We start from the raw sequence: 24318 nt of genomic DNA on the forward strand, positions 1-24318 counted from the left end.
ATGACCGTGGTGCAACGCTATTTCGACGCCTTCAATGCGGGCGATACCACCGCCATGCTGGACTGTCTGACCGACGACGTGGCCCACCACGTCAACGAAGGCAATATCCGGACCGGCAAGGCGCTTTTCGCCGACTTTTGCGCCCATATGACCCGCTGCTATCGTGAAAACCTGACCGATATGGTGGTTTTCGTGAATGCCGACAACACCCGCGCCGCGGCCGAATATGTGGTCAACGGCACCTATCTGCAAACCGATGCAGGCCTGCCCGAGGCGCGCAATCAAACCTACAAACTGCCCGCCGGGTCGTTCTTTGATCTGAAGGACGGCAAGATCGCCCGCGTCACCACCTATTACAATCTGGCCGACTGGACGGCACAGGTCGCGTGACCTGGTGCCATGTGCTGACAGGGGCGGCGCTGGATGCGGCCCTTGGCGATGTGGCGCGCCTGCGCATCGCGGTGTTCCGCGACTGGCCGTATCTATACGACGGTGATCTGGACTATGAACGCCGCTATCTGGCCGCCTTCCGCGCCTCGCCGCAGGCCGTTGTGGTTGGCGCCTATGACGGCAACACCCTTGTGGGGGCCGCCACCGCCGCCCCCCTCAGCGATCACGCCGACGATTTCGCGCAGGCCTTCGAGGGCACCGGCGTGAACATCGCGGATGTGTTCTATTGCGCCGAAAGCGTGCTGCTCGACGACTATCGCGGGCAGGGGATCGGGCACGGCTTCTTTGACGCCCGCGAGGATGCGGCGCGCGCCTTTGGCTACACCAAATCCGCCTTTTGCGCCGTGCAACGCCCCGCAGATCACCCTTTGCGCCCCGCAGATTACCGCCCGCTGGACGCCTTCTGGCGCAAACGCGGCTATGCGCCGCTGGAGGGCGCGCAGGCCCGGTTCACATGGAAAGACGTGGACGCGGATGCGCCCACGGCCAAACCGTTGCAAGTGTGGATCAGGGATTTGTAATCAGCTGCAAAGCTGTCCGGCCTGATCCCCAAAGGCCTTCCAGCGCTTCCAGAAGGCTTCGTTGCTGGCACTGCTCGAGGTGCGAATCTCCTGCGCGCTGTGCGGATCGGAAAAGAACCCGACCGCGCGGCGCTGGTCGGATGCGCTCAGCGACATGTCGGCCACCGCCTGCACACAGCCACACCGCGCCCGGTCCGCCTGTTTGCGCCCCGACGCCTGACAGGCTTTGGCAATCGGTCCCGACGCAAACAGCTTGGGCGCCTGCTGGCCCAACGCCACCGGCGACAGTCGCACGTTCTGGGCATTGTAACTGGAATATCTGGTCCCGCCACCACAGGCGGCCACAAGGGCCAGACATGAAAATAGGGCCGTCAATCGGATCATGGTTTCGCCTCACACCATCGCGGCATTCTTTGGCCGCAGCTTACTGCTGGGTCGGATTATGCCGCAATTCGGGGCAGGGGGCAATTCACGAGTGTGCGTGGCGTTGTGGTTTGATGAAGGGCTGGCCATAGCAACCAAGCCCGGAATCAAGGTGCGCAGCACCGCCGGCCTCTCGGTGTTCGCAAAGCGAACACCTGCCTCTCACACATTGCCTTGCAATGTGTGAGAGGCAGCGCCCGACCGCCCGTCACGCCGGAGGCGTGCCATGAATAATCGGCACGCCTCTGGCGTGACGGGCGGGCGCTTCCTCACCGTCTTGCGGTTCTTCTGCCGCACGCCAAAGATCAGAAATAAAGTGGCGGCCACTGACGTTCCAACGCCCACCCGCGGTCGGGCGCTGCCCTTTGTGGGGGAGGGGCGGCTTCCGGATTTTCGCTGCGAGCCACATCAATGTCTGCTGTGCGCAGGGAGGGGGCTTTGCAAAGTTCCATGGGGGCTTAAGAGATGTAATTTGCACCCCATCCAAACGCTGCGGTTATGGGAAAGCTAGCTGTAGCCTAGGCAGGTAAAAAACCGCATCCATCGAGCCTATGCCACGTTGCCAAGACGGCTCCTGATCGGATGTGCCTTCTGTAGTGTGGCGGCATCATATCCGCGCGGGGGTGGTTGACGGGAAGGCTTTAAGAAAAGCTTCTATGTGGCGTTACTTCTCTAGTTGCAACGGTCTCGATAGCATAGCCGGTACTGCTACGAGGAGTATTTCGCGGGCTGAAACATAATTATCGATAGGCCCTAGTTGCCAAACATAGAAATTTCCCTGAAGACTTGACCTGTGCGTTAAGTTGACGTACATAAAGATTCAAGATTCAAGATTCAAGATTCAAGATTCAATGCGTCACAGGAGGCGATTATGTTGACATTTGTTGATCGTACGCTGGAAGCAGAAGGCCGTGCAGATGCACGGATGAACTTCCGCACCAAGGCTCGCATCAAAGCGACAATCCAGAAGGCAGCCGCGCTTTCCGGAGTGGATGATTCTACGTTCACAATGTCTGCTGCATATGACCGTGCGCTTAAAGTAATCAATACCCATGAGAACACCTTCCTGAAGGATGTCGACCATGAAATGTTTTTTGCCGCACTGGACAACCCGCCAGAACCGACCGATGCTCTGAAAGCAGCGTTTGCGCAGCACACAGATGAGCTAAAACGGTAGGCACTTAATGAATGAAAGCGCGACGACAACGCAGTTCGTCACAGAGCCGTTCGATCCCCACAAGCATGATCGAGCGGCTTTTTCTTGTGGTGTTGAGCAGGTCGACAATTATTTCAAAAAAACAGCCAACAAACTGTCCAAAGCCGACAATGTCCGCACATATGTAAAGGTATCTGCTGACGACAAGACGAAGGTCGAAGGCTTTTACGCCACCAATGCGCATTCCGTATATTACGAAGATCTACCAAAAAAATATATGCGCGGTGCCCCTGCTCACGGATCCATCCCAGCAGTCTACATCTCAATGATGGGGCGTGATATCACCTGCAAAGGGAAGGGAATGGGCGCTGTCCTTCTGGCAGATGCGCTCAAACGCATTGCGCTGGGTGCAGAGCGGTTCGGCGTTGCTGTAGTATTGCTGGATGTCCTGGATTGTGGCGATCCAAAAGCCGTTGAACAGCGTAAGCAGACATATGAGAAATATGGTTTCCAGCCCCTCCCTTCCGAAGACCTCAGAATGTTCCTGCCACTTGCCACCGTTCGACAATTGCTCGGTGTCTAACTCTTGGCGCTAAGCTGAAACTGCTTCCTAGCTAGCATTTCTTTGGCGGCGTTCTTCGCTCGTCAGATCTTGGTAAAGTCAAGCGAACCTGAAGCTTCAAAGCACAATTTCAGATGCCCCCTCCGGGCTGGGATCTGTCGTGAGAGATCAAAGCCACTAGGGTCGGCTCCGGCCCAACCACCACCCCCAAACCACCCCATCCCCCGTGTCCCCCCAAACCCACCGCACACAACAATCCACCGCCCCCTCCATGCTCACTTGACCAAGCCCCAAATCCCCTACATATCCAGCCCATGACACCGCTTTCACATATCCGCAATTTTTCCATCGTCGCGCACATCGACCACGGGAAATCCACGCTCGCAGACCGTCTGATCCAGTCGACCAATACGGTTGCCGACCGGGACATGAAGGCGCAGATGCTTGACGCCATGGACATCGAACGCGAACGCGGCATCACCATCAAGGCCAACACCGTGCGCATCGACTATGTCGCCGACAACGGCGAGGCCTATGTGCTGAACCTGATCGACACCCCCGGCCACGTCGATTTCGCCTACGAGGTCTCCCGCTCCATGCGCGCGGTCGAAGGCTCGCTTCTGGTCGTCGACTCCACCCAGGGCGTCGAGGCCCAGACCCTCGCCAACGTCTATCAGGCCATCGACGCCGACCACGACATCGTGCCGATCCTGAACAAGATCGACCTGCCCGCCGCCGACTGCGACCGCGTGGCCGAACAGATCGAGGACGTGATCGGCATCGACGCCTCCGGCGCCATCCGCGTGTCGGCCAAGACCGGCATCGGTATCCACGAAACCCTCGAGGCGATCGTGCACCACCTGCCCGCGCCCAAGGGTGAGGAAAACGCCGACCTCAAGGCGATGCTGGTCGACAGCTGGTACGACAGCTACCTCGGCGTCATCGTCCTCGTGCGCATCATCGACGGCCGCCTGAAAAAGGGCGACCGTATCAAATTCGTCTCCAACGGCACCGTGCACCACGTCGACCGCATCGGCGTGTTCCGCCCGCAGATGCAGGTCATCGACAGCCTCGGCCCCGGCGAGATCGGCTTTCTGACCGCCTCCATCAAACAGGTCCGCGACACCCGCGTCGGGGACACCGTGACCCACGACAAGAAAACCGTGACCCCGCTGCCCGGCTTCAAACCCGCACAGCCGGTGGTCTTCTGTGGCCTCTTCCCCGTCGACTCCTCGGAATTCGAGGACCTGCGCGACGCCATCGACAAACTGGCCCTGAATGACGCCTCGTTCAGCTTCGAGATGGAAACCTCCGCAGCCCTCGGCTTTGGCTTCCGCTGCGGTTTCCTTGGCCTGCTGCACCTCGAGGTCATCCGCGACCGGATCGAGCGCGAATATGACATCGAGCTGATCACCACGGCCCCCTCGGTCGTCTACCACGTCTATATGCGCGACGGGTCCATGCAGGAACTGCACAACCCCGCCGACATGCCCGACCTCAGCGTGGTCGACCACCTGGAAGAGCCGCGGATCAAGGCGACCATCCTTGTCCCCGACGACTACCTCGGGGACGTGCTGAAACTCTGCCAGGACCGTCGTGGCGTGCAACAGGACCTGACCTATGCGGGCAGCCGCGCCATGGTCGTCTATGACCTGCCGCTGAACGAGGTTGTCTTCGACTTCTACGACCGCCTGAAATCGGTGACCAAGGGCTATGCCTCCTTTGACTACCAGCTGACGGGTTACCAAACCGATAACCTGGTGAAAATGTCGGTGCTGGTGAACGACGAACCCGTCGACGCCCTGTCGATGATGGTCCACCGCGACCGCGCCGAAATGCGGGGCCGCGCCATGGTCGAAAAGCTCAAGGACCTGATCCCGCGCCACATGTTCAAGATCCCGATCCAGGCGGCCATCGGCGGCAAGGTCATCGCCCGCGAGACCCTGTCGGCCATGCGCAAGGACGTGACGGCCAAATGCTACGGCGGCGACGCCACGCGCAAACGCAAGCTGCTGGACAAGCAGAAGGCGGGGAAAAAGAAGATGCGCCAGTTTGGTAAGGTGGATATTCCGCAAGAAGCTTTCATTAGCGCACTGAAAATGGATTCTTAATCCATTTTCGGCGCTGAAAAAGGCCGGTGGGGTGAGAGTCCCGCGCAGCGGGGCGCGGCCCCACACGGTTGTGTGGTGGTAAGTTTCTTCTTTTAGGAAATCAATTGTCGAGGTGAGTATTTAAAGCTACTAAATTACTTTCTGAATTCGCCATTGTTTGCTGCGCTAATAAGCTGTTTCAATCGTAGCACCACATCAATCGGCTTTACACTTTTTTTCTCCAATATATTTATTAGAGTGCTCTCAGCTACTTTTATGCTAGAAGAGGCGCGCCACTTCAAAAATTCTTTCGATCTTCGGTAGTGTTTATCTACGTCTTCTAAACCTGTTGGAATTTCAAATTCTACACCCATCAACCTAATTTCATCAAGAAAAGAGGCGGTTGCTAGAACCTCAAGACTCGGATCTCTCACTGTCCAGCTATGAACGGAATTTCCACGGTCTTGTATTTCTTTGCTAAATTTACGTTCAATAATCCTCAACTCGTCTTTAATCCAATTCGGTTGCTCCAACTTCAGCGACGCGCAAGCTAATTTTTGAGAATTAAAGCACAGCTTCACCTTCTCTTTAAATTTATAGCACAAATTTTGAAACAAAAACCAAGTTAGCTCAAGATGCTCAATTTTTGATATTCTGGTTCCGTGCCACGGATATCTTGAAAGCATTTGATAGGACACATTGAGTTCATTATAAACGGTCCCAAGCTGAATTATTGCCGAAAGTGACAGTCCTGCCTTAAGGGCCATAGCTTCAACGGCGAATTTTACTTCGGCGTCAGTATTTTTATGTATTAGCGAATCGTAGCCTAGATTGAGAAGCTCTTGATAAGCTAGCATAAGGTCATTGTATGACTGGATGTCAGATGCTTTGCGGTGCATATATCTTTGGCCTTCCGATGCCGCGTTACGCATCTTAACTGGTTATGTCCTTGTAAGTTAGAGTATTAGCTAGATATTCCGAACGTGGAATTGCTATCCCCCAAATGCCAAACCCCCAAGGGGTTTGGCAGCGCCCGAACCGCCCCCACGGGGCGGGCGCTTCGCACCAGCCCCTCGGTCCGGGCGCGACGATCCTGATAGGAGACGGACCTCACCCCTCCTTCGGCCACTTCTCGTCAAACCGGTTCTCCCGCCCGTAAGCCTTTTCCATGATCGGCAAGCTCCACTCCTCGGGACGCAGCTCCATCCGGTCAAAGGCCTTGTCCAGCCGTGCCGCCGCGACCTTGCGGTTGGCCTCGACCTGCAACTGGTGCAGGATCTGGTTCACGTCCCGCCCCTGCACCGATCCCAGCACATGGGCGTCGCGCATCGAGATCACCGCGCAGACCGGGCGGCGGTAGCGGGTCAGCCACAGGTTGCCGTTCTCGTGGGTCACGAACCGCAGCAGCGGGCCGGTGTTTGCGCGGAAATCTGAAAAAGAAACCTGGTGAATTGCCGGTAGCATAATGTCGCACCTCTCGGGCCTGTTGCGTTTGGTACGCATTTGCCCCGAATATGTACGACACCGCCAAAACGGGCCGGAACCGGCGGTCTGGCGGCGCGCTGTCCTGTACGCAAACGGGGCGAATATGTACGCAATCCAGCCTACAGCGCTGCGCCCAGCACGCGGTTAACCCACCGTGCGCCCCGTTAAATCAGTGTCCGAAGGCCGCGTTTTCCATCCATTCCATCTCGGTCTGGCCGGCCCGCATATGCAGGCACGCAGACCCGACGCGTTGAAAGTACAGCGCCTTGATTTCATACCATCCGGCCTGCGGGACATTCACCTCGACAGCCTCGGATTCCTCGCACGGGTGGCGCCCGTCAAAGAACACAACTTCCTGCCCGCCGATGCTGGCTTGCAGCCCGTCATTGCTAAGGAAATCAATGGTATAGCTTCCGGCTTCGTCAAAACGGACATAGCCGGAAATGCCCGCAACAACATGGTGCGCGCGGGTGGATGTCAGGGTCATGTCACCATCATCCGTGTCGCGGTAATCCAGCCCCTCCAGCGGAGCGCCGGGCTGTGCGTCGGCCAGGAATTTCTTGGCCTGCGCCAGCGTCTTGACGTCGGGCGGATAGGCATAACGCACCGCCAACCCCGCGCTCAACCCGCTGGGCTGCGGGTTTGCAGGCGTCAGTTCCAGCGGTGCGGCCCATGCGGGAAGTGACAGGCAAGCCATTGTTAATATTGATAAAATAAGTTTCATTTTGCGGTCCCTCGCGCGCGAATTCGGCTTTAGCTTAAGCACTTGCCGCAGGGGTGCAAATCAATTCTTCACCCTGGCATCCGGTAGAACATATACCTGTCGGGCGCGATGGTGTCGGGGCCTGCGATCTGGGTAAAGCCGACCAGCGGTTGCGACGACAGGATCACCCCGTCCGGCACCATGACGCTGGCAATGAAAGGTGACAGACGCGCGGCTTCGGATTTGTCTAACTCATTGTTACCAAATCCTAAATCGTAATGGGCCAATGCGATGCGCCCACCCCTGGCCGCGAGCTTGTCCAGCATGTCGTCGGCCTCGCCTTGCAGGAAATCCTGCTTTGGGGGCACGCAATCCGGATGGCATTGCAGCATCCGGTCCACCACCCAGATACGGCGGCTGGAATAGCAGCGCAAATGATCATAGCTGCGTCCGTTTCCCAGTCCAAGATCAAGAAAATCTCCCTTTATTTCACAAGCTTGCTCGATGGCCCAGTTCAGCCCGTCGATCTGTGCAGACAGGCGGCGGCGAAAGGATTCAAGGCGGCTCATATCAGGGCTCCACGGATGTCAAAAGGTTGTGCGCCGCCATCCTGCATTTCGGTCAGGAAGCGGGAGGTAAATGTCCAAACTTCCGGCGTGTGAACCAGATGGTGCGTCAACAGGCCCAGCGGTTCCGAACTGCCGGAACGCAGGTGGCGTACAGCGGTGTCGATGATCCAGCCGGTGTCGGACAAGCCTCTGTTTCCGCGCCAGAAAATCGGGTCGACATGGGTGTTGATCACGGTCAGCCCATGGGTGGTTTGTGCCGCGCGGGTGCCAAAGGTTGACAGCCCGCGATAACCCTGTGCGGCCAGTTGCGCGACCAGTCGCGCGCTGATCCGGTTCCACGGCGGCACGAACATCGGCACCAGCGCAGGGCCGAACAAGTCCCGCATCCGTGCAAACCCGCGCGCGGTCTCGGCGGGGGCTTCGGGGCGGTCACGTTCGAACTCGGATTTCTTGGCTTCGGGGGCGGATCTGTCGACATGGGACCAGCCATGCACAAGCGGCACAAGATAGGGAGAAGTTGTTGATATTTCAGCCAATTGTGGCGTGGCCCCAGCGGGGATCACCGCGATATGCACGGGCATGTCCACAGCGCGCGCGATGGCCTCCAGCCGCTCCAGTTCAGGCGTCGGGGCAACCGCATCATCATCGCGCCACCAGAACCGCACATCCTGTCTGTCCCGCAAGGCCCGACGCAGCGGGGTCCAGTCAGCCTGCATGGCGGGTCTCCACGATCTGATGGGCGATCCGCACGGTTTCCGCGGCGCCTGCCACACCCTCGCGCAAAGGTGCGCGGGGCGCTGCGGCCTGGATGTCCTGTAACGCGTGCAACAGGGTCTGCGGGGATAACTCAGCCGCACGCAGGACAGCGATGCCGGGCTGTACCGCCAGCGCATCTGCCCGCAATCCCTGCTCAACCTCGTCGCCCGCGTCAAAGGGTACAAAGACCGCCCGCACGCCGGTTTGCAGCGCATCCAGCGCGGTATTATAACCGCACATCGACACCGAAGCGGTCGCCCTCCGCAGCATCTGGCGAAAGTCCGGGCGGGCGGCGTCGACGGTGCAGTTCGGGGGCGCTTTGGCACGCAAGACAGCGGCGCGGGATGCGCTGCCCCCGACCAGCAGGCGCCATTTGCGGCCCGCGTCAAGGGCCGCGGCGGCCAGTGCCGTTTCGAACAGGCCATCGCCCACGCTGCCGCCGCCTGCGCTGACCAAAACCTCGCCGGACCCCAGCCCGCCAGGGTGCGGCTGCGGGGCGGCAGGGGCCACGAACCCCGTGTAAAACAAGCGTTTTCGCAAGCTGTCCGAAACCGGCCAGCTGAGCTCGAGCGGGGTGATTTCTTCGACGGAATGCACAAGAATGCCGCTGTAATAGGTGGCGACCAGCTCCTCGGCCAACGCTGCCTTGGACGGTTTCGACGGTGGCGCAAGGATGTCGCGGATTGATGACAGCACCGGCACGTCGGCGGCTTGGGCGGCTTGCAGCAGGGCCGTGAATTCGGCACGCAGGATGCGGCGGCCAAAGGGGAAAAGCTCGGTGATCAACAGATCGGGACGGGCATCGGCAAAGGCGTTCAGCAGCGCCTGTTTCCGGGTCTCCAGATACACTACACCGGCCTCCACCCCATTGGCTTGCAGCACGCGGCCAAAGTCGACGCCATCGGATCTAAGCGGCGGCAGTTGCACCAGTTCGATGCCGTCAAAATCCAGATGCCCGACAGGCACGCCGCCGCTGACCAGCACCACATGGTCACCCGCCGCAGCAAAGGCGCGGCCCAGCGTCAGGGCGCGGGTCAGGTGGCCGGTGCCCAACAGATGCGTGACAACGATCATCACCTTCATGTGCGTGACTCCAACCGGACGGGTGCTGCGTCGAAGGACCAGCCGTTTTCGGAAATATCCATGATAAACAAGCGATTGCGTTTTACGGCAAAGGGGGCGGGGCCGGCGAAATCCCAGCCTGTCGCATGGGCCAGCAACACGCGCATCACACCGATGTGGCATACGGCCACGCTGTCGCGGGTCAGCGCGTTGGCCCAGGGGATCAGCCGCGCGCGCATGGTGGCAGGGCTTTCGCCGCCGGGCGGGGCATAGTCCCAGCCCCAGTGCTCAATGTCCCGAAACCCACTGGCCGGATCGGCGCGCAACGCGCTGCCGTGCCGGCCCTCCCAATCGCCCCAGTCCATTTCCATCAGCGCCGGATCGGTCAACGGCGGACGCCCTGCAACCAACTCGGCGGTTTGGGCGGCCCGTTGCAACGGGCTGGACCACAGCTGTGCGCCGTCCCACGGGGCAGGCAGGCGCAGTGCGCTCAGGTCCGCAACTGCCTGATCGTCCAGCGGAATATCGGTGCGCCCCTGAATGCGGTGGGCGCGGTTCCATGCGGTGTGGCCGTGGCGCAAGAGGGCAAGGCGGATCATCTGGCGCAGTCCTGTAATGCTTGGGTCAATGTGCGGGTGGCCGCGGGCAGGAGGTGGTGTGCGGCCACTTGCGCACGGGCGGTGGCTCCGGCGGCGGCGCGGGCAACAGGGTCGGCCAGCAGGGCGTCGATGTTGCGGGCCAGCGCCTCGGGTCCGTCCTCGGGCGCGGGATGCACGCCCACAACCACGTCGCGCACGCCGTCGCGGTCCTGCGCGACAACGGGGATGCCGGCGGCCTGTGCTTCCAGATAGGTCAGGCCAAAGGCTTCGTTGACGCCGGGCCACAGCAGCAAGGACGCCTCTGCATAAAAGGCATCCAGCGCGGCACCGGTCTGCATCCCGCGCAGGTGCACGCGGTCGCCAAAGGGCGCCATCAGCGCCGCCACCTCATCGCGCGCAGGGCCGTCGCCGACGATGTCCAGATGCCAGTCGGATGTGAGCAGCCGCAGCGTCTCGGCGATCAACCGGTAACTGGCCAGCTTGTCGCCATGGCGCATCATGGCCACCGTCAGAATCGGGCCCGACAGGTCTGATTGCGGTGGCAGGTCGGGACGGGCCAGAAACGGGTGCAGGTGGATCAGCCGCTGTCCTTCGGGTGCATCGCGGCGCAACGCCTCGCTGTCGCGTTTGGTCAGGTACAGCACAGCGTCGGCGGCGTCGCAGGCGGCCTCGGACGCGGCGGCAAAACCCGCCCAGGGGCCGGTCAGCCGCTTGCGTGCGCGGGTTGATTCCACTTGTAAATAAGGGATGCCAAGGCTGCGACAGACCGCAGGGCCAATCAGGTCAGGGGCCTTGTAATAGTTGTGATAGGTCAGCCAGTGGGTCCAGCCCGCAGCCTCTTGCGACCCCAGCAGGCGATCAGTTTCCATCTGCGCCTTGCCCATCAGATCGGCCTGCAATCCGGCATCGCCGCGCCCGTCATAGATGCGCAGGCCGGATGCCAATTGGGGGGCGTATCCACCTGTCTCAAGTGCTGCGATCAATGCCCTTGCCATCGCGCGATCCCCCGACGGCACGGGATGATCCGGTGCCTTGAGCGGCGCATAGAACGCGACGCTCACGCCGCCCCCGACAGCAGTGCGTTCAGACGTTTCGCCAGATGGTCAATGCCGGGTTGCATGGTGAATTCGGCGTGCAGACGCGCATGGGCTGCCCCGGCCATTTGCGGCCCCAGCGCGGGATCGTTTGCCACGCGCTGCATCGCATCGGCCAGCGCCTGCGGTGCGTCATCGCTCAGGATGCCGTGGGTGCCGTCGGTGATGAACTCGGGGATGGCCGACACGGGCGTCGACAGGATCGGCAGCTTTTGACTGGCCGCCTCCATCAGCACATTGGGCAGCCCGTCGCGGTCGCCGTCCTCGGCCACGCGGCTGGGCAGCACGAACAGGTCGGCCTCGCGCATGGCGGCGATCACCTCGGGCTGGTCGCAGGCCCCGCGCCACGTAATCCGGTCGGCCACGCCTGCGGCCTCGGCCTGTGCGCGCATCACGTCTTTGAGGTCACCGCCGCCAATGTGGGTCCAGTGCCATTGCATCCCGTCCGGCAGCAGTGCCAGCGCCGCGATCAGCCGGTCAAAGCCCTTTTTCTCGACCAGCCGTCCGACGCTCATCATGCGCAGCGGTGCATCTGGCGCGCGCGGCGTGCGGTCGGGGGCAGGGGGAAAGCGGTTCAGATCCAGCCCGTGATAGACCAGATCGACAGGGGTGCCCGCCGACAGGCTGTTCAGGTGGTCCGCGCCAAAGGCAGTGCAGGTGGCACCAAAGGCCGCACCGTGGGTGGCGGGCGACAGCTTGTCGCGCAGGTCCCATTCGGGCGAGGTCCAGATGTCCTTGGCATGGGCCGAAAAGCTCCACGGCAGTCCGCGCAGGATGGCGGCATAGCGGGTGACGGATGCGGGCGTGTGCAGGAAATGCGCGTACAGTGCTTGCGTGTCAGAGGGCAGTTCGCGGGCCATCACACAGGCCTGACCAAAGCGGCGGATGCGGTTGCGGGTGCGGTCGCGTTTGTAATCGGCGCGAAAGGCGGCCCATGCTGCGCGCCATCCCGGCAGGCTGCGGGCGTGCCACACTGCGCGCACCACGCGGGCAGGTTCATCGCGCAGGTATTCCGGCAGATAGCGCACCGGCCCGCTGAAACGGTCGTGCAGCGGGTGGGTTTTGGTGTCGGTTGGGTGGCGCAGCGACCAGATGTCCAGCGTCAGCCCATTGGCTTCAAGCGCCACCAGTTCCTGCGCGATAAACGTCTCGGACAGGCGGGGCCAGCCTTTGACCACCACCGCAAGGCGGGCAGGCGCGGGGGTCATTCGGCGGCAGACCGGCTGTAGGCGCGCGACATCAGAATGTGGGCGCGTTGATTGACGCAGTCCAGCCCGTCCAGCAGCCCGTCGGCGCCTGCGTCCGACGGCTTGCCCTGAGTTGGCAGCGCACGGATGGCGTCGATCATCGACTGGGTGGTCATGCCGTCGCGGCTTTCGTCCAGCATACGGACAAGGCCCAGCTCTTCGGCGCGGCTGGCGCGGATCCACTGTTCCAGACGCGGCACCGTGCGCGGCACGATCACCGCGCGTTTGTCAAAGGACAGCACCTCGCAAAAGGTGTTGTAGCCGCCCATGCAGACGACGCCCTCGGCCTTGGCAAACAGCGCCTCGATGCGACTGTCAAAGCCCAGGGCGGTCACGCGGTCCCCCAGCTTGTTGACCCGTGCCTCGAAATCCTCACGCACTTCGCCAGACAGGAACGGCCCGTAAACCAGCATTGCGGGCGGTGCCAGCGTCGGGTCCTGTTCATAGGCGGCCAGCACAAGGTTGACCATCGCCGCCCCGTCGCCGCCCCCGCCGGGGGTAATCAGCACATAGGGGTCCTCGGGCACCTCGTCCGACTCGACACCGTCACGGCGCAGATAGCCGGTCCAGTACATGCGCGACCGCAGGTCGTCGGACAATACCAGCCCTTCGGTCGGGTCATAGACCGAGCGCACGCCGTAAACCCAGACCTCGTCATAGAACCGCTCGGCCGCATCCAGCGCACCCTTGCGGTCCCATTCGGCGGCCAGCACTTCGGGTTCGTCCAGCACATCGCGCAGGCCCAGAACGGTGCGCGTGTGGCCGGTTTTCTGGATCAGCTCCAGCGTCGGCAGCAGTTCACCGCGAAAGCCGGTGGGTTCCTTGTCGACGATCAGCAGGTCGGGGTCATATTGTTCGATGGCCGACCGGATCAGCGCGGCGCGCAGGTTTGTCGTCTCGTCGATGTCCAGCCCCAGCGTCTGGCTGACATAGGAGCCGTCGGCCAGCTTGGTCACGCCGGGAAGGCGGATGTGGTCGACCCGCTCGGGAAAGGTAAAGCGCCCTGCCACCGGCGAACCGGTCAGGATGATCGCGGATGCATCGGGATTGGCCTGCGTCAGCGCCGCGGCCAGCGCGCGTGACCGGCGCAGGTGGCCCAGCCCGAAGGTATCGTGGCTGTAAAGAACGATACGCCGCGGGCGGTCGGGGGAACGGTTGGTTGCCGGAGGCAGTGTCGTGTCGTGCGCCATCATGAGACACCTTTGATCTTTTGTTGCTACAGGCGCAAGTCGCTTCCGGTCCGGCCAAACACCCCTTTTATGTCATAGACCAACGCACCCGGTTTGCCAAAGGCGCGGATGCCATCTGCGCCCAATTCGACAAACTCGCGGTGTCCGACGGCCACAATGACCGCATCATAGGCACCTTTCTCGGGGGCGGCGACGGTTTCGATCCCGTGGCGGGCGCGCATCACGTCGCCGTCGACCCAGGGTTCGTGTACGTCCACCTGCACCGAATAGTCCTGCAACTCGGCCACGATGTCGGCCACACGGGTGTTGCGGGTGTCGGCGCAGTTTTCCTTGAACGTATACCCCATGATCAGAACCCGCGCGCCCTGCACGCGGTGGCCACGGCCCAGCATCGTCTTGATCAGCGTCTGCGCCACATGCGCGCCCATGTGGTCGTTGATGCGCCGGCCGGCAAGGATCACCTCGGGGTGATAGCCGACCTGCTGCGCCTTGTAGGTCAGGTAATAGGGATCGACCCCGATACAGTGCCCGCCCACCAGTCCGGGACGGAAGGGCAAAAAGTTCCACTTGGTGCCGGCCGCCTCCAGCACTTCCAGCGTGTCCAGACCCAGCCGGTTGAAGATCAGCGCGAATTCGTTGACCAGCGCGATGTTCAGGTCGCGCTGGGTGTTCTCGATCACCTTGGCAGCCTCGGCGGTGGCGATGGAGGACGCGCGGTGCAGCCCGGCCTTGACCACGGGGCCATAGATCACGTCCAGACGGTCCAGTGTTTCGGCGTCCTGTGCGGCAATGATCTTGACCACGTTTTCCATCGAATGTTCGGCATCACCGGGGTTCACGCGTTCGGGGGAATAGCCCAGCTTGATCTGTGTGCCGACCGCCAGACCGCTGCCCGCCGCCAGGGCGGGGCCGCAAACCTCTTCGGTGACGCCGGGGTAGACGGTGCTTTCCAGCACCACCAGCGCGCCATCGGTCAGATGCGGCGCGATGGTGGCACAAGCGCCCAGCACGGGACCAAGGTCGGGGGTTTTCGCATCGGTGATCGGGGTCGGCACCGCGATGATGAAATTGCGCGCACCTTTCAGGTCGGCGGCATCGGCGCTGAACCGTGCCGTGGTGTGCGCCAGCGACGCATCGGCGACCTCGCCGTTGGGGTCGTGGCCCGCGCTGAGGGCGGCGACCATGTCCGGGTCGGTGTCCAGCCCCAGCACGTCGAACCCCGCACGCGCCAGCGCCAACGCCAGCGGCAGGCCGACATAACCAAGTCCGAGAATGGCAATAGGTCCGGTCTGGGTGGCGTCTGTCATGGTCTGTCCTTTGGTCTTTGGCATCTCTGCGTCCCCTACAGGGGCGGTGCCGCAAAATCTGTGGTGTTCAAATCACCAGTGCCCACAATTGGGGCCTGTGCGTGCGAATTGCAATGAATGGACGCCTCGGCTAGCGTGAACGTTAACAAAATGACGAAAAGGCGACGTAATGCGGTTGATCTTGTGCTTGTGGCTTTGTGTGCTGCTGACCGTCGGGGCCGCGCCGCTGCCCGCGCTGTCCCAAAGTCTGTTTTCACCCGCCGCCGATGACCCCGCGTCCGAAGCGACGCCCGCGACCGGGGCTGCCACCGATGCGCTGGCCGAAACCCTGCGCAAGGCCCGCGAGGCGGGGTTGAGCGTGATTGTCGTGGATGCCGACGGCAAGGTGATCACACCCCCCGCACCCGAAGAGCCTGCCACCGAACCGGTGCCTGCGGGTATGCAGGGGTCTACGCTGATGAAGGCGAAAAAGCGCGGTGACGAATTTCGCAGCACGCTACGCGAGCGGCTGGATGCGCTGCCGGATTCGCTGAACGAGGTCCGCTATATTCTGCGCGCCACCAGCCCCGACGGGCGCATCATGACCTATGTCGAGACGTTGTTTTTCAGCGCCTTGTTGATCTTGATCGGTGGTCTGGTAATGCGGCTCGGGCTGGGCCCCTATGTTTTCAAAGGCTATGTGACGGGTCGCATTCTGGATGACCCGCAAGGCTATCGCGAGAAAATGCCGTTTCTGGTGTTCCGTTTTTTTGTGGGCATCGTCAGCACGCTGATTGCGCTGGGCATTGCCTATATCCTGGGCAAGCTGTTCTTTCCGCCGGTGACAGACACCTCTGTGCAATTCACCATTCTGGCCATCAATGCCGCGTTTTTTGCCTGCCGCACAGTGGGGGACGTGTGGCGCATGGTGCTGTCGCCGTTCCTTGCGCAGTACCGGATTCCGCGTCTGTCCGACCGCGACGCCAAATGGCTGTACCGCTGGGCGTTTTATGTTGGGTCGCTGGATATCTGCGTTGTCATATTTGCCACATGGCTGGAAGATTTCGGGCTGAACTACAACGTCTATGCGATTGTCTTCGGTCTTCTCAGCCTGACGATGGCGCTGTTGAATATCCTGCTGTTGGTGGTCAACAGAAAGGCGATTTCCAACGCCATCCGCAACGGGCGAACCAAGGCCGAGGTTACCTGGATCTTGCGGGCGGTGTCGGTGTGGTGGCTGCCGGTGATGATTGTCTATGTCATCTTTGGCTGGTTTGAGCTGGCCTTTGATCTGGTGCTGGAAACGCCCACGTCGATTCCGCTGATCGCTGGCGCTTATGGCGTGCTTCTGACCATTCTGGTTGTCTACGGGGTCATCAACTATGTGATCGAATCCTATTTCGAACGCGCCCGCCAGATCGAGCTGATGAACGCGCAGGCCGAAAACGCGCATGAGGATGCGCAAGGCGCTGGCGCAACCGAGGGGGGCGAAACAGAGGGGGGTGATGCCGGTGATGAACCGGCCGAGCCGCAGTATATGCCACGCCATGTCATGTTCACCTATGAACAGCTTGCGCGGCGGGTGTCGGGCATTCTGGCCTTTGTCGCGGGCACCTATGCGCTTTTGGTGATCTGGGGCCGCTCTGCCGACATGGTCGAGGGCAACATTCTGGGCCAGTCGCTGCTGGACATCATGGTAATCATTTTCATCGGCTACATTGTCTATCATGTGTTCCGCATCTGGATCGACCGCAAGATTGCCGATGAACAGGGCGACGTGATGGAGGCGGAACTGGGTGACGAAGGCGGCGGTGCCAGCAGCGCCAGCCGTCTGGCGACCTTGCTGCCGCTGTTTCGCAACGTGATGCTGATCGTGGTGGTGGTGACGATCATCCTGATTATCCTGCTTGAGGTTGGCGTGAACGTCGGCCCGCTGTTTGCCGGTGCGGGTTTTGTCGGAGTTGCCATCGGCTTTGGCAGTCAATCGCTGGTGCGCGATGTGTTTTCGGGCGCGTTCTTTCTGTTCGACGATGCGTTTCGCAAGGGCGAATACATCGACGTGGGCGGGGTCAAGGGCACGGTTGAAAAGATCAGCGTGCGGTCGTTCCAGCTGCGTCACCATCTGGGTGCGCTGCACACAATGCCCTTTGGCGAGATACAGGTGATGACCAACTATTCGCGCGACTGGGTGATCATGAAGCTGCCCCTGCGCGTGACTTATGACACCGACGTGGAGAAGGTGCGCAAGCTGATCAAGAAACTGGGCGTCGAACTGCTGGACGATCCGGTGATCGGCGAAAACTTCATCCAGCCGCTGAAGTCACAGGGGGTGATCCAGATGGAAGACAGCGCCATGATCATCCGGGTCAAGTTCATGACCAAACCGGGCGATCAATGGCTGGTGCGCAAAAAGGTCTACGAGGAAATCCGCGCGTTGTTCGAGCGCGAAGGCATCCATTTTGCCCACCGCGAGGTCACAGTGCGTCTGGCGGATGGCAAAGTGTCGGAACTGGACCAGGAACAGCGCGATGCGGTGACCGCCGCCGCCCAGTCCGTGATCGAGGAAGATATCCACGACGCGGCCCAGGAGACAGGTGATGACAGATAGGCCAGCCCCTTTGGGCGGCTGGCCCCCCTGCGCACGGGGCCGCCCTTTGTGCAGGGGTAACATTTGTGATGTATGCGGCTGCGAAAGCAGGCTAGAATGATGCGATGAATGCCCCTCGACAAGTGCTGTCAAAAGGCATAGATCGCGTCCCTTACGCAAACGAAAGCCAAAACCTTTGAAACAGAGCCTTGCCGACGCGCTGACCCAGCGCGGATATGAAACCCTCACGCCCGTACAGGAGGCTGTGACCGATCCGGCCCTTGAAGGGCAGGATTTGCTGGTGTCCGCCCAGACCGGATCGGGCAAGACCGTGGGCTTTGGCCTGGCGCTGGGCTCGACCCTGCTGGGCGACGGCGAAAGCTTTGATCCTGCAAACGCGCCGCTGGCGTTGGTGATCGCACCGACCCGCGAGCTTGCGATGCAGGTGAAACGCGAACTGGCGTGGCTGTATGAAAAGGCCGGCGTCGTGATGGCGTCCTGTGTGGGCGGCATGGACATGCGCGACGAACGTCGTGCGCTGGATCGCGGGGCGCATATCGTTGTGGCCACACCGGGCCGTCTGCGCGACCACATCATGCGCGGGTCGATCAACCTTGAATCGATCCGTGGCGTTGTTCTGGACGAAGCCGACGAAATGCTGGATCTGGGGTTCCGCGACGATCTGGAATACATCCTGGGCGAATGCCCCGAAGACCGCCGCACGCTGATGTTCTCGGCCACGGTGCCGAAATCCATCGCCGGTCTGGCGCAGAAATACCAGCGCAACGCGCAGCGGGTCACGACCCTGTCGGGCACGTCACAGCACGCCGATATCGAATACCGCGCCATGTCCGTGGCCAACCACGATGGCGAAAGCGCCATCATCAACACGCTGCGGTTCTTCGAGGCGCCCAACGCCATCGTGTTCTGCAACACCCGTGCAATGGTCAACCGGATCACCACACGCCTGTCGAACCGGGGTTTCTCGGTCGTGGCGCTGTCGGGCGAGTTGACGCAGGCCGAACGCTCGCACGCGCTGCAAGCCATGCGCGACGGGCGCGCCCGTGTCTGCGTGGCGACCGATGTGGCTGCGCGCGGCATCGACCTGCCCAACCTTGATCTGGTTGTGCACGCCGAACTGCCGTCGAACCACGAAACGCTGCTGCACCGCTCGGGCCGGACCGGCCGCGCGGGCCGCAAGGGCGTCAGCGCGCTGATCGTCACCGCCAAGGTGCGTTCGAAAGCGACCCGCATCCTGAAGATGGCCCAGCTTGAGGCGACATGGGGCGAGGCGCCGAGTGCCGACGCCGTGCGCGCCGAGGACGAGGCCCGCCTGCTGGCCGATCCGATGTGGTACGAACCCATCGAGGAAAGCGAAGCCGGTCTGGTCGCCAAACTGGCCGAGATGTACACGCCCGAGCAACTGGCCGCCGCCACCGTGCGCGTGCTGGCCCAACGCTATACCGCGCCCGAAGATCTTTCGGCTGCCACCAACGAAGCACCGAAACCGCGCCAGGCCTTTGGCCCCAGCGTCTGGTTCTCTGTCTCGGGTGGTCGCAATCAGGGTGTCGAAGTGCGCCGCCTGCTGCCGATCCTGTGCAAGGCCGGTGACGTGACCAAGGATGATCTGGGCGCGATCCGCATTTCCGATGATGCGTCCTTTGTAGAGCTGCTGCAATCCAGCGCCGACGGGTTCATGGCGGCCTTGGGCAATGACATGACTGTCGAGGGCGGGTTGAAGCTGGAGCGTCTGGCGACACCGCCCGCCGAGGCCAGCCGTCCCAAGCCCGCGTACAAGCCGCGCGATGACCGTGGTCCGGCCAAGGGTGGCAAGCCGCCCTACAAGGCCCGCGAAGGCGGCGAACGCGCCCCGCGTCCGCCGCGCGACGACAAGCCGAAAAAGCAGTGGGACGACAAACCCAAGAAACAGTGGGACGACAAGCCTCGTTCCGAACCGGCCCTGAGCCGCGCACCCGAAACCCATGCCGCGCCGAAATCCGACAAGCCTGCGTATAAATCCGCGTCCAAGCCGGAGTACAAGGCCAAGGCCGAGTACAAGGGCAACGCGGACCCCAAGCCCAAGTCGGACTATAACCCCGACGACAAGCCCGCGCGCAAAGGCCCGCCCAAATCGGCAGGCCCGATCGACTGGAACGATACTTCGACCCCGCGCCGCAAGAAGCCGAAAGGCGGCAAGCCCGCGACCCCGCACAGCGCGCACAAGAAAAAGCCGCGCTCGACCATGGATAACGCCCGCGCTGATGGCGCCGTGACCACACCGCGTGGTGCGGGGCCCGGTGGCAAGCCCAAGGGCAAAGGCGCACCAGCGGGTGGCTTCAAAGGCAAACCAGCGGGCAAACCCGCCGGGAAACCCGCAGGCAAGCGCGGCTTTGCCGGACCGGGCGGCAGCCAGCCGCCGCGCAAACCGCGCGGTTAAGACTTGTAGGGGTCCAGGCTGTCCCGCAGCCCGTCGCCCAGAAAGTTGAACGCCAGTACCACGAAAATGATCGGCAGCATCGGGATCGCCGTCCACGGATAGATCTCGATGCTGGCCAGATTTTGCGCATCGTTCAGCATCACGCCCCAGCTGACCGCAGGCGCACGCAGCCCCAGCCCCAGAAACGACAGCGCGGTTTCGCCCAAAATCATCGCAGGGATCGACAGTGTTGCACTGGCGATCAGGTGCGACATGAAATTGGGCAGCAGGTGGCGGCGGATCACCCGCCCCGGCCGCGCGCCCATCATTTCAGCGGCGCGCACATATTCTTCCTCACGCAGGCTCAGGAATTTCGAGCGCACAGCCCGCGCCAGCCCCGGCCAGTCAAGGATGCCGAGGATGATCGAGATGATGAAGAACACCGCCACCGGCCCCCAGTTCGACGGCACCGCCGCCGACAGCGCCAGCCACAGGGGCAGTTCGGGCAGGCTGCGCAGGATTTCGATGGCACGGTTGATGATCCAGTCGGTCTTGCCGCCGAAATAGCCCGCGATCGAGCCAAAGAAGATGCCCAGAATAAACGACACGGTGATACCGATGATGCCCACGGTCAGCGACAGCTGCGCGCCGTACAGGATACGGCTGAACACATCGCGGCCCAGCCTGTCGGACCCGAACAGGAACACCGTCGCCCCTTCGGGCGCGCAAAACAGGTGGGTGTCTGACGGAATGAAGCCCAGCAGGTTATAGCTGCCGCCCTCGCAGAACATCTCCAGCCGCATCGGCCTGTCGGTGTCGGTTTCGTACTGCCAGCGGAAGTTTTCCAGATCAGCCGCACCGGTGGTGGCATAGACATAGGGGCCGATCAGCGCGCCGTCGTGAAACCAGTGGATCGCCTGCGGCGGATGATACAGATATTCGGCGCTGCGCTCATTGGGCGTATAGGGCGCGATAAACCCCGCGACGGGCAGCATCAGGTAGCTGAACAGCAGAAACAGCCCCGAGATCAGTCCCAGCTTGTGCCGCCGGAACCGCCGCCAGACCAGCAGCCAGGCGGGGGCGTCCATGTCCTTGCGGTCCAGCTCGCTCAGATTGACATCTGGTTCATAGGGGGCGTCGTCGACGTAGTGGTCACCGGGCAAATTGCTCATCCTTCGCGCGCTCCGTAACGGATGCGCGGATCAAGCAGCACCAGCAGCAGATCGGAAATCATCGTGCCGATCAGGGTCAGCAGGGCCACGAACATCAACACGAAACCGGCCAGAAACTGATCTTGGGTTTTCAGCGCAACCAGCAAGGCCGGCCCGATGGTTTGCAGCCCCAGCACCACCGACACCAGAACCGAGCCCGACACCATCGCGGGCAGCAGGTTGCCGATGTCAGCGACAAAGGGGTTGAACGCCATGCGCAGCGGATATTTCGCCAGCAGTCGGGCAGGGGCCAAGCCCTTGGCCTTGGCGGTCTCGACATAGGGCTTGCTCAGCTCGTCCAGCATATTGGCGCGCAGCCGCTGCATCATTGCCGCCGCGCCCGATGTGCCAATGACAAAGGTGGGAACGATCAGGTGAACAAGGATCGACTGCACTTTGGCCGGGCTCATCGGTTCGCCTTCGAATTCGGGGGCCATCAGGCCGCCGATAGGCAGGCCCATGTATTTGTGTCCGTAATAGAACAGCATGAGTGCGAGCAGAAAGTTCGGCGTTGCCAGCCCCAGATAGCCGACAAAGGCCGCTGAATAGTCCACCCAGGTTTCGGATTTCGCTGCCGCCAGCACCCCCAGCGGCAAGGCCACCACATAGACGAAAAGCACTGCGGCAAGGTTCACCAGCACCGTCAGCCACAGCGCGTCTCCGACGATTTCAGCCACCGGCTGGTCAAACTCGAAAGACCAGCCGAAATCGCCCTGTAACATGCCGCTGAACCCCTGCGGGCCGGGGGCGGCACCGACCCAGATCAGGTATTGCATCCACAGGGGGCGATCCAGCGCGTATTCGGTGCGCAGGAACTCTGCCTTGGCGACACCTTCGGCCTGACCCGTGGCACGCAATTCCGCAATCTGGTTTGACAGATAGTCGCCAGGAGGCAGGTTGATGATGGCAAAGACCAGGATCGACACCACCCACAGCGTCAGCAGCATGGTCAGCAGACGATAGCCTGCGTATTTCAGAAACATCATTCGCTCACCTGTGCTGTCTGCGCAGGCAGATCGAACCAGAATTCATCTATCCGGTGCACACCGAAATGCGCCCCCGGATCCCATGCCCATGTCGCCACTTCGGGAACGTTGCGCAGGGCGTTGTTGACCACCACGGGCTGCGGCGCTTCGGACAGAATGCCGATGCCGTATTGTTCGCTGGCGTGGATATCCAGCATCTCGCGCCAGATGGCGCTGCGGGTGGCGGTGTCTGTGGCGGCGGTCCATTGGGCAGACAGCACCAGCAGCCGCTTGGCCGGTTCCATGTCGACAGGCTGGCCCACCGCACCGCGTGTCTGGTAATATTGGCCCCACATCGGCCATGCCATGAAATCCTGCTGGGTGGGGGCCAGATAGCCGGGAGGCGTATAGGGTTGCGGCAAGCCGTTGTCCCAGCCGTACCAGACCGCCGACATCGTCACGCCCGCATAGACACGGTTGCGCAGGATGTCGCGGTCCAGCGGGCGCATCACCAGCCTGATCCCGATCTCGCGCCATGTGTCAGTGATGATGGCCAGCGCGTTTTCCACCTCCTGGCGTTCGCCTGCGGTTTCAATCACGAATTCCATCGGCCGCCCGTCTGGCAGCTTGCGCAGCCCCGACGGTGTGCGCGCGGTCAGCCCCATGTCGTCCAGCAGCGCATTGGCGGCGGCGGGGTCATAGCTGGCCCAGGCGTGCAGGTTGGCCTCGCTGAAAAAGGCGCTGTCGGGCAGGGCGGTCATACCGCCCTCCAGCCCCAGCCCGAAATACAGGGCGCGGTTGATCATGTGCCGGTCAATCGCCATCGACAAGGCACGGCGAAAGCGCACATCGCGGATCACCTCGCGCCAGACAGGATCGGCAAAATTCAGGTTGGGATAGATGGCAATCTGGCTGGCAGCACCATTGCCCCACAGCAGGGTGTGATAGTTCGCACCGTCGCTTTCGCCCTTTTTCAGGATTGCCACATCGTTGAAATCCAGCCCCCGCGCTTGCAGGTCTGCTTCGCCTGCGTTGGATTTTGCAGCGACCAGTCCGGCCCCCACAACGGTCATCTCCACCACGTCGATATAGGGCAGTTGTACACCGCGCGCGTCGATCCGGTGAAAATACGGATTGCGCACAAACAGCTGACGCGACGATTTGGTGGCGGTTGCGCTCATCCACGGTTGCAGGGTGGGCAGCTGTGGATTGTCGAATTTGTACATATTGTCGACGCGGTTGTGCAGCGCCGCCCAACTGCGTACCCGGCGTTTGTCGATTTCCTTTTCCAGTGCCTCGGGGTCGGCATAGTCAACGTGAAACTGCTTGAGATAGGCCGAGGGACGGTAGATAAACGGAGGCGCTGCCGCCGCCAGCAGTTGCAGGAATTCGGGGTTGGGCACGGGCCATTCGATCACCACGGTCAGCGGGTCGGGAAAGCGCATCGTGGCCAGAAATTGCCCCACACGCATCACCTCGGGGGGACCGTTGGGGCTGAGTTCAGGATTGTTGGCGACGTCGTTCCACCAATATGCGAAATCCGCCGAGGTAAAGTCTGCCCCGTCCGACCATTTGTGCCCCTTGCGCAGATGCAGCGTAAAGCGGCGCCCCTCTTCGACAGTCACATCACGCAGAATGTCGGGCTTGAGCTGGTAATTCTGGTCATAGCCCACCAGCCGGGCATAGCCGTAAACCACCATTTGCCGCACGTCCTTGGTGCGCGAGACCATGGTGCGCAGCGTGCCGCCCTGTTTGCCAAAGCTGCGGCCCTTGGCTTCCAGATCAACCACCAGCGGCTCTTGAGGGATGCGTTGTGCAGTGGGGGGCATATGGCCTTTGGCAACGTCGTCGGCCCAGAATGCGGTTTCCTGTACATCGGCGGGCAGCAGCGGCTGGGCACCGAGCGGGCTGGTCAGCCCCATGACGGCGGCCAGCAGCAAGGGGCG

22 protein-coding genes are annotated in these 24318 nt (G+C 61.7%); 7 read left to right on the plus strand and 15 right to left on the minus strand.

The genetic code is table 11. From position 1 onward, the window contains the following. Together DSM107133_RS02610 and DSM107133_RS02615 are read left to right on the plus strand one after the other, a co-directional pair. Nucleotides 1-390, plus strand: coding sequence for a ketosteroid isomerase-related protein (locus DSM107133_RS02610; RefSeq protein ID WP_114292356.1), 390 nt, complete (start codon nucleotides 1-3; stop codon nucleotides 388-390). Then, the gene (locus DSM107133_RS02615) at nucleotides 387-971 is read left to right on the plus strand and encodes a GNAT family N-acetyltransferase (protein ID WP_114292357.1); all 585 of its coding nucleotides are present in this window, start codon (nucleotides 387-389) and stop codon (nucleotides 969-971) included. Before DSM107133_RS02610 ends, DSM107133_RS02615 begins: the two co-directional genes overlap by 4 nt. On the opposite strand, the gene DSM107133_RS02620 is transcribed toward DSM107133_RS02615, so the two are convergent. Beyond that, nucleotides 972-1355: a hypothetical protein gene (locus tag DSM107133_RS02620; protein ID WP_205387766.1), complete on the minus strand. Its 384-nt coding sequence runs from the start codon at nucleotides 1353-1355 to the stop codon at nucleotides 972-974. 910 nt (nucleotides 1356-2265) lie between these two features. Here DSM107133_RS02620 and DSM107133_RS02625 point away from each other — a divergent pair. From DSM107133_RS02625 to lepA, 3 genes are all read left to right on the plus strand, one after another. Further along, nucleotides 2266-2571 carry a DUF1778 domain-containing protein gene (locus DSM107133_RS02625; RefSeq protein ID WP_114292358.1) on the plus strand — a complete coding sequence of 102 codons (306 nt, stop codon included), beginning with the start codon at nucleotides 2266-2268 and terminating at the stop codon, nucleotides 2569-2571. A 7-nt stretch (nucleotides 2572-2578) separates the two neighbouring features. Beyond that, the gene (locus DSM107133_RS02630; RefSeq protein WP_114292359.1) at nucleotides 2579-3133 is read left to right on the plus strand and encodes a GNAT family N-acetyltransferase; all 555 of its coding nucleotides are present in this window, start codon (nucleotides 2579-2581) and stop codon (nucleotides 3131-3133) included. A 293-nt stretch (nucleotides 3134-3426) separates the two neighbouring features. Continuing rightward, nucleotides 3427-5223, plus strand: coding sequence for a translation elongation factor 4 (gene lepA / locus DSM107133_RS02635; RefSeq protein ID WP_114292360.1), 1797 nt, complete (start codon nucleotides 3427-3429; stop codon nucleotides 5221-5223). Nucleotides 5224-5357: 134 nt separating this feature from the next. On the opposite strand, the gene DSM107133_RS02640 is transcribed toward lepA, so the two are convergent. From DSM107133_RS02640 to DSM107133_RS02690, 11 genes are all read right to left on the minus strand, one after another. Beyond that, the gene (locus tag DSM107133_RS02640; RefSeq protein ID WP_114292361.1) at nucleotides 5358-6134 is read right to left on the minus strand and encodes a hypothetical protein; all 777 of its coding nucleotides are present in this window, start codon (nucleotides 6132-6134) and stop codon (nucleotides 5358-5360) included. A gap of 178 nt (nucleotides 6135-6312) precedes the next feature. Next, the gene (locus tag DSM107133_RS02645; protein ID WP_114292362.1) at nucleotides 6313-6666 is read right to left on the minus strand and encodes a hypothetical protein; all 354 of its coding nucleotides are present in this window, start codon (nucleotides 6664-6666) and stop codon (nucleotides 6313-6315) included. Between the two features lie 190 nt (nucleotides 6667-6856). Then, the gene (locus DSM107133_RS02650) at nucleotides 6857-7411 is read right to left on the minus strand and encodes a PA14 domain-containing protein (protein WP_114292363.1); all 555 of its coding nucleotides are present in this window, start codon (nucleotides 7409-7411) and stop codon (nucleotides 6857-6859) included. Between the two features lie 68 nt (nucleotides 7412-7479). Beyond that, on the minus strand, nucleotides 7480-7959 hold the full coding sequence (locus tag DSM107133_RS02655) for a class I SAM-dependent methyltransferase (protein WP_114292364.1): 480 nt from the start codon (nucleotides 7957-7959) through the stop codon (nucleotides 7480-7482). Beyond that, the gene (locus tag DSM107133_RS02660; protein WP_114292365.1) at nucleotides 7956-8675 is read right to left on the minus strand and encodes a polysaccharide deacetylase family protein; all 720 of its coding nucleotides are present in this window, start codon (nucleotides 8673-8675) and stop codon (nucleotides 7956-7958) included. Before DSM107133_RS02660 ends, DSM107133_RS02655 begins: the two co-directional genes overlap by 4 nt. After that, nucleotides 8665-9798, minus strand: a complete 1134-nt coding sequence (locus tag DSM107133_RS02665) for a glycosyltransferase (protein ID WP_114292366.1) — start codon at nucleotides 9796-9798, stop codon at nucleotides 8665-8667. Before DSM107133_RS02665 ends, DSM107133_RS02660 begins: the two co-directional genes overlap by 11 nt. Beyond that, nucleotides 9795-10376: a histidine phosphatase family protein gene (locus DSM107133_RS02670; protein ID WP_114292367.1), complete on the minus strand. Its 582-nt coding sequence runs from the start codon at nucleotides 10374-10376 to the stop codon at nucleotides 9795-9797. Before DSM107133_RS02670 ends, DSM107133_RS02665 begins: the two co-directional genes overlap by 4 nt. Continuing rightward, nucleotides 10373-11437 (minus strand): glycosyltransferase family 4 protein, encoded by a 1065-nt coding sequence (locus DSM107133_RS02675; RefSeq protein ID WP_345889583.1) that lies wholly within the window; start codon nucleotides 11435-11437, stop codon nucleotides 10373-10375. Before DSM107133_RS02675 ends, DSM107133_RS02670 begins: the two co-directional genes overlap by 4 nt. Then, the gene (locus DSM107133_RS02680; protein WP_114292368.1) at nucleotides 11434-12678 is read right to left on the minus strand and encodes a glycosyltransferase family 4 protein; all 1245 of its coding nucleotides are present in this window, start codon (nucleotides 12676-12678) and stop codon (nucleotides 11434-11436) included. The genes DSM107133_RS02675 and DSM107133_RS02680 overlap by 4 nt, the downstream gene beginning before the upstream one ends. After that, entirely contained in the window at nucleotides 12675-13910 is a 1236-nt protein-coding gene (locus tag DSM107133_RS02685; RefSeq protein ID WP_240310434.1) for a glycosyltransferase, read from the minus strand. The genes DSM107133_RS02680 and DSM107133_RS02685 overlap by 4 nt, the downstream gene beginning before the upstream one ends. A 23-nt stretch (nucleotides 13911-13933) precedes the next feature. Then, a complete protein-coding gene (locus DSM107133_RS02690) occupies nucleotides 13934-15214 on the minus strand; it encodes a nucleotide sugar dehydrogenase (protein WP_114292369.1) in 1281 nt (426 codons plus the stop codon). 169 nt (nucleotides 15215-15383) lie between these two features. Here DSM107133_RS02690 and DSM107133_RS02695 point away from each other — a divergent pair, with 169 nt between their 5' ends. Both DSM107133_RS02695 and DSM107133_RS02700 read left to right on the plus strand, forming a co-directional pair. Then, nucleotides 15384-17801 carry a mechanosensitive ion channel family protein gene (locus DSM107133_RS02695; RefSeq protein ID WP_114292370.1) on the plus strand — a complete coding sequence of 806 codons (2418 nt, stop codon included), beginning with the start codon at nucleotides 15384-15386 and terminating at the stop codon, nucleotides 17799-17801. A gap of 175 nt (nucleotides 17802-17976) precedes the next feature. Beyond that, the gene (locus DSM107133_RS02700; protein WP_114292371.1) at nucleotides 17977-20217 is read left to right on the plus strand and encodes a DEAD/DEAH box helicase; all 2241 of its coding nucleotides are present in this window, start codon (nucleotides 17977-17979) and stop codon (nucleotides 20215-20217) included. Here DSM107133_RS02700 and DSM107133_RS02705 read toward each other — a convergent pair. Genes DSM107133_RS02705 through DSM107133_RS02715 form a run of 3 tightly spaced genes read right to left on the minus strand, consistent with a single transcriptional unit; the run spans nucleotide 20214 to nucleotide 24294 of the window. Further along, the gene (locus DSM107133_RS02705) at nucleotides 20214-21368 is read right to left on the minus strand and encodes an ABC transporter permease (RefSeq protein WP_114292372.1); all 1155 of its coding nucleotides are present in this window, start codon (nucleotides 21366-21368) and stop codon (nucleotides 20214-20216) included. The genes DSM107133_RS02700 and DSM107133_RS02705 overlap by 4 nt on opposite strands. Further along, nucleotides 21365-22393, minus strand: a complete 1029-nt coding sequence (locus DSM107133_RS02710) for an ABC transporter permease (protein ID WP_114292373.1) — start codon at nucleotides 22391-22393, stop codon at nucleotides 21365-21367. Before DSM107133_RS02710 ends, DSM107133_RS02705 begins: the two co-directional genes overlap by 4 nt. After that, complete coding sequence (locus DSM107133_RS02715) at nucleotides 22390-24294, minus strand: ABC transporter substrate-binding protein (RefSeq protein ID WP_240310441.1); 1905 nt, start codon at nucleotides 24292-24294, stop codon at nucleotides 22390-22392. The genes DSM107133_RS02710 and DSM107133_RS02715 overlap by 4 nt, the downstream gene beginning before the upstream one ends. Between the last annotated feature and the right edge of the window lie 24 nt (nucleotides 24295-24318).

The sequence above is a fragment of the Pseudosulfitobacter sp. DSM 107133 genome (assembly GCF_022788695.1).
Taxonomy (GTDB): domain Bacteria; phylum Pseudomonadota; class Alphaproteobacteria; order Rhodobacterales; family Rhodobacteraceae; genus Pseudosulfitobacter.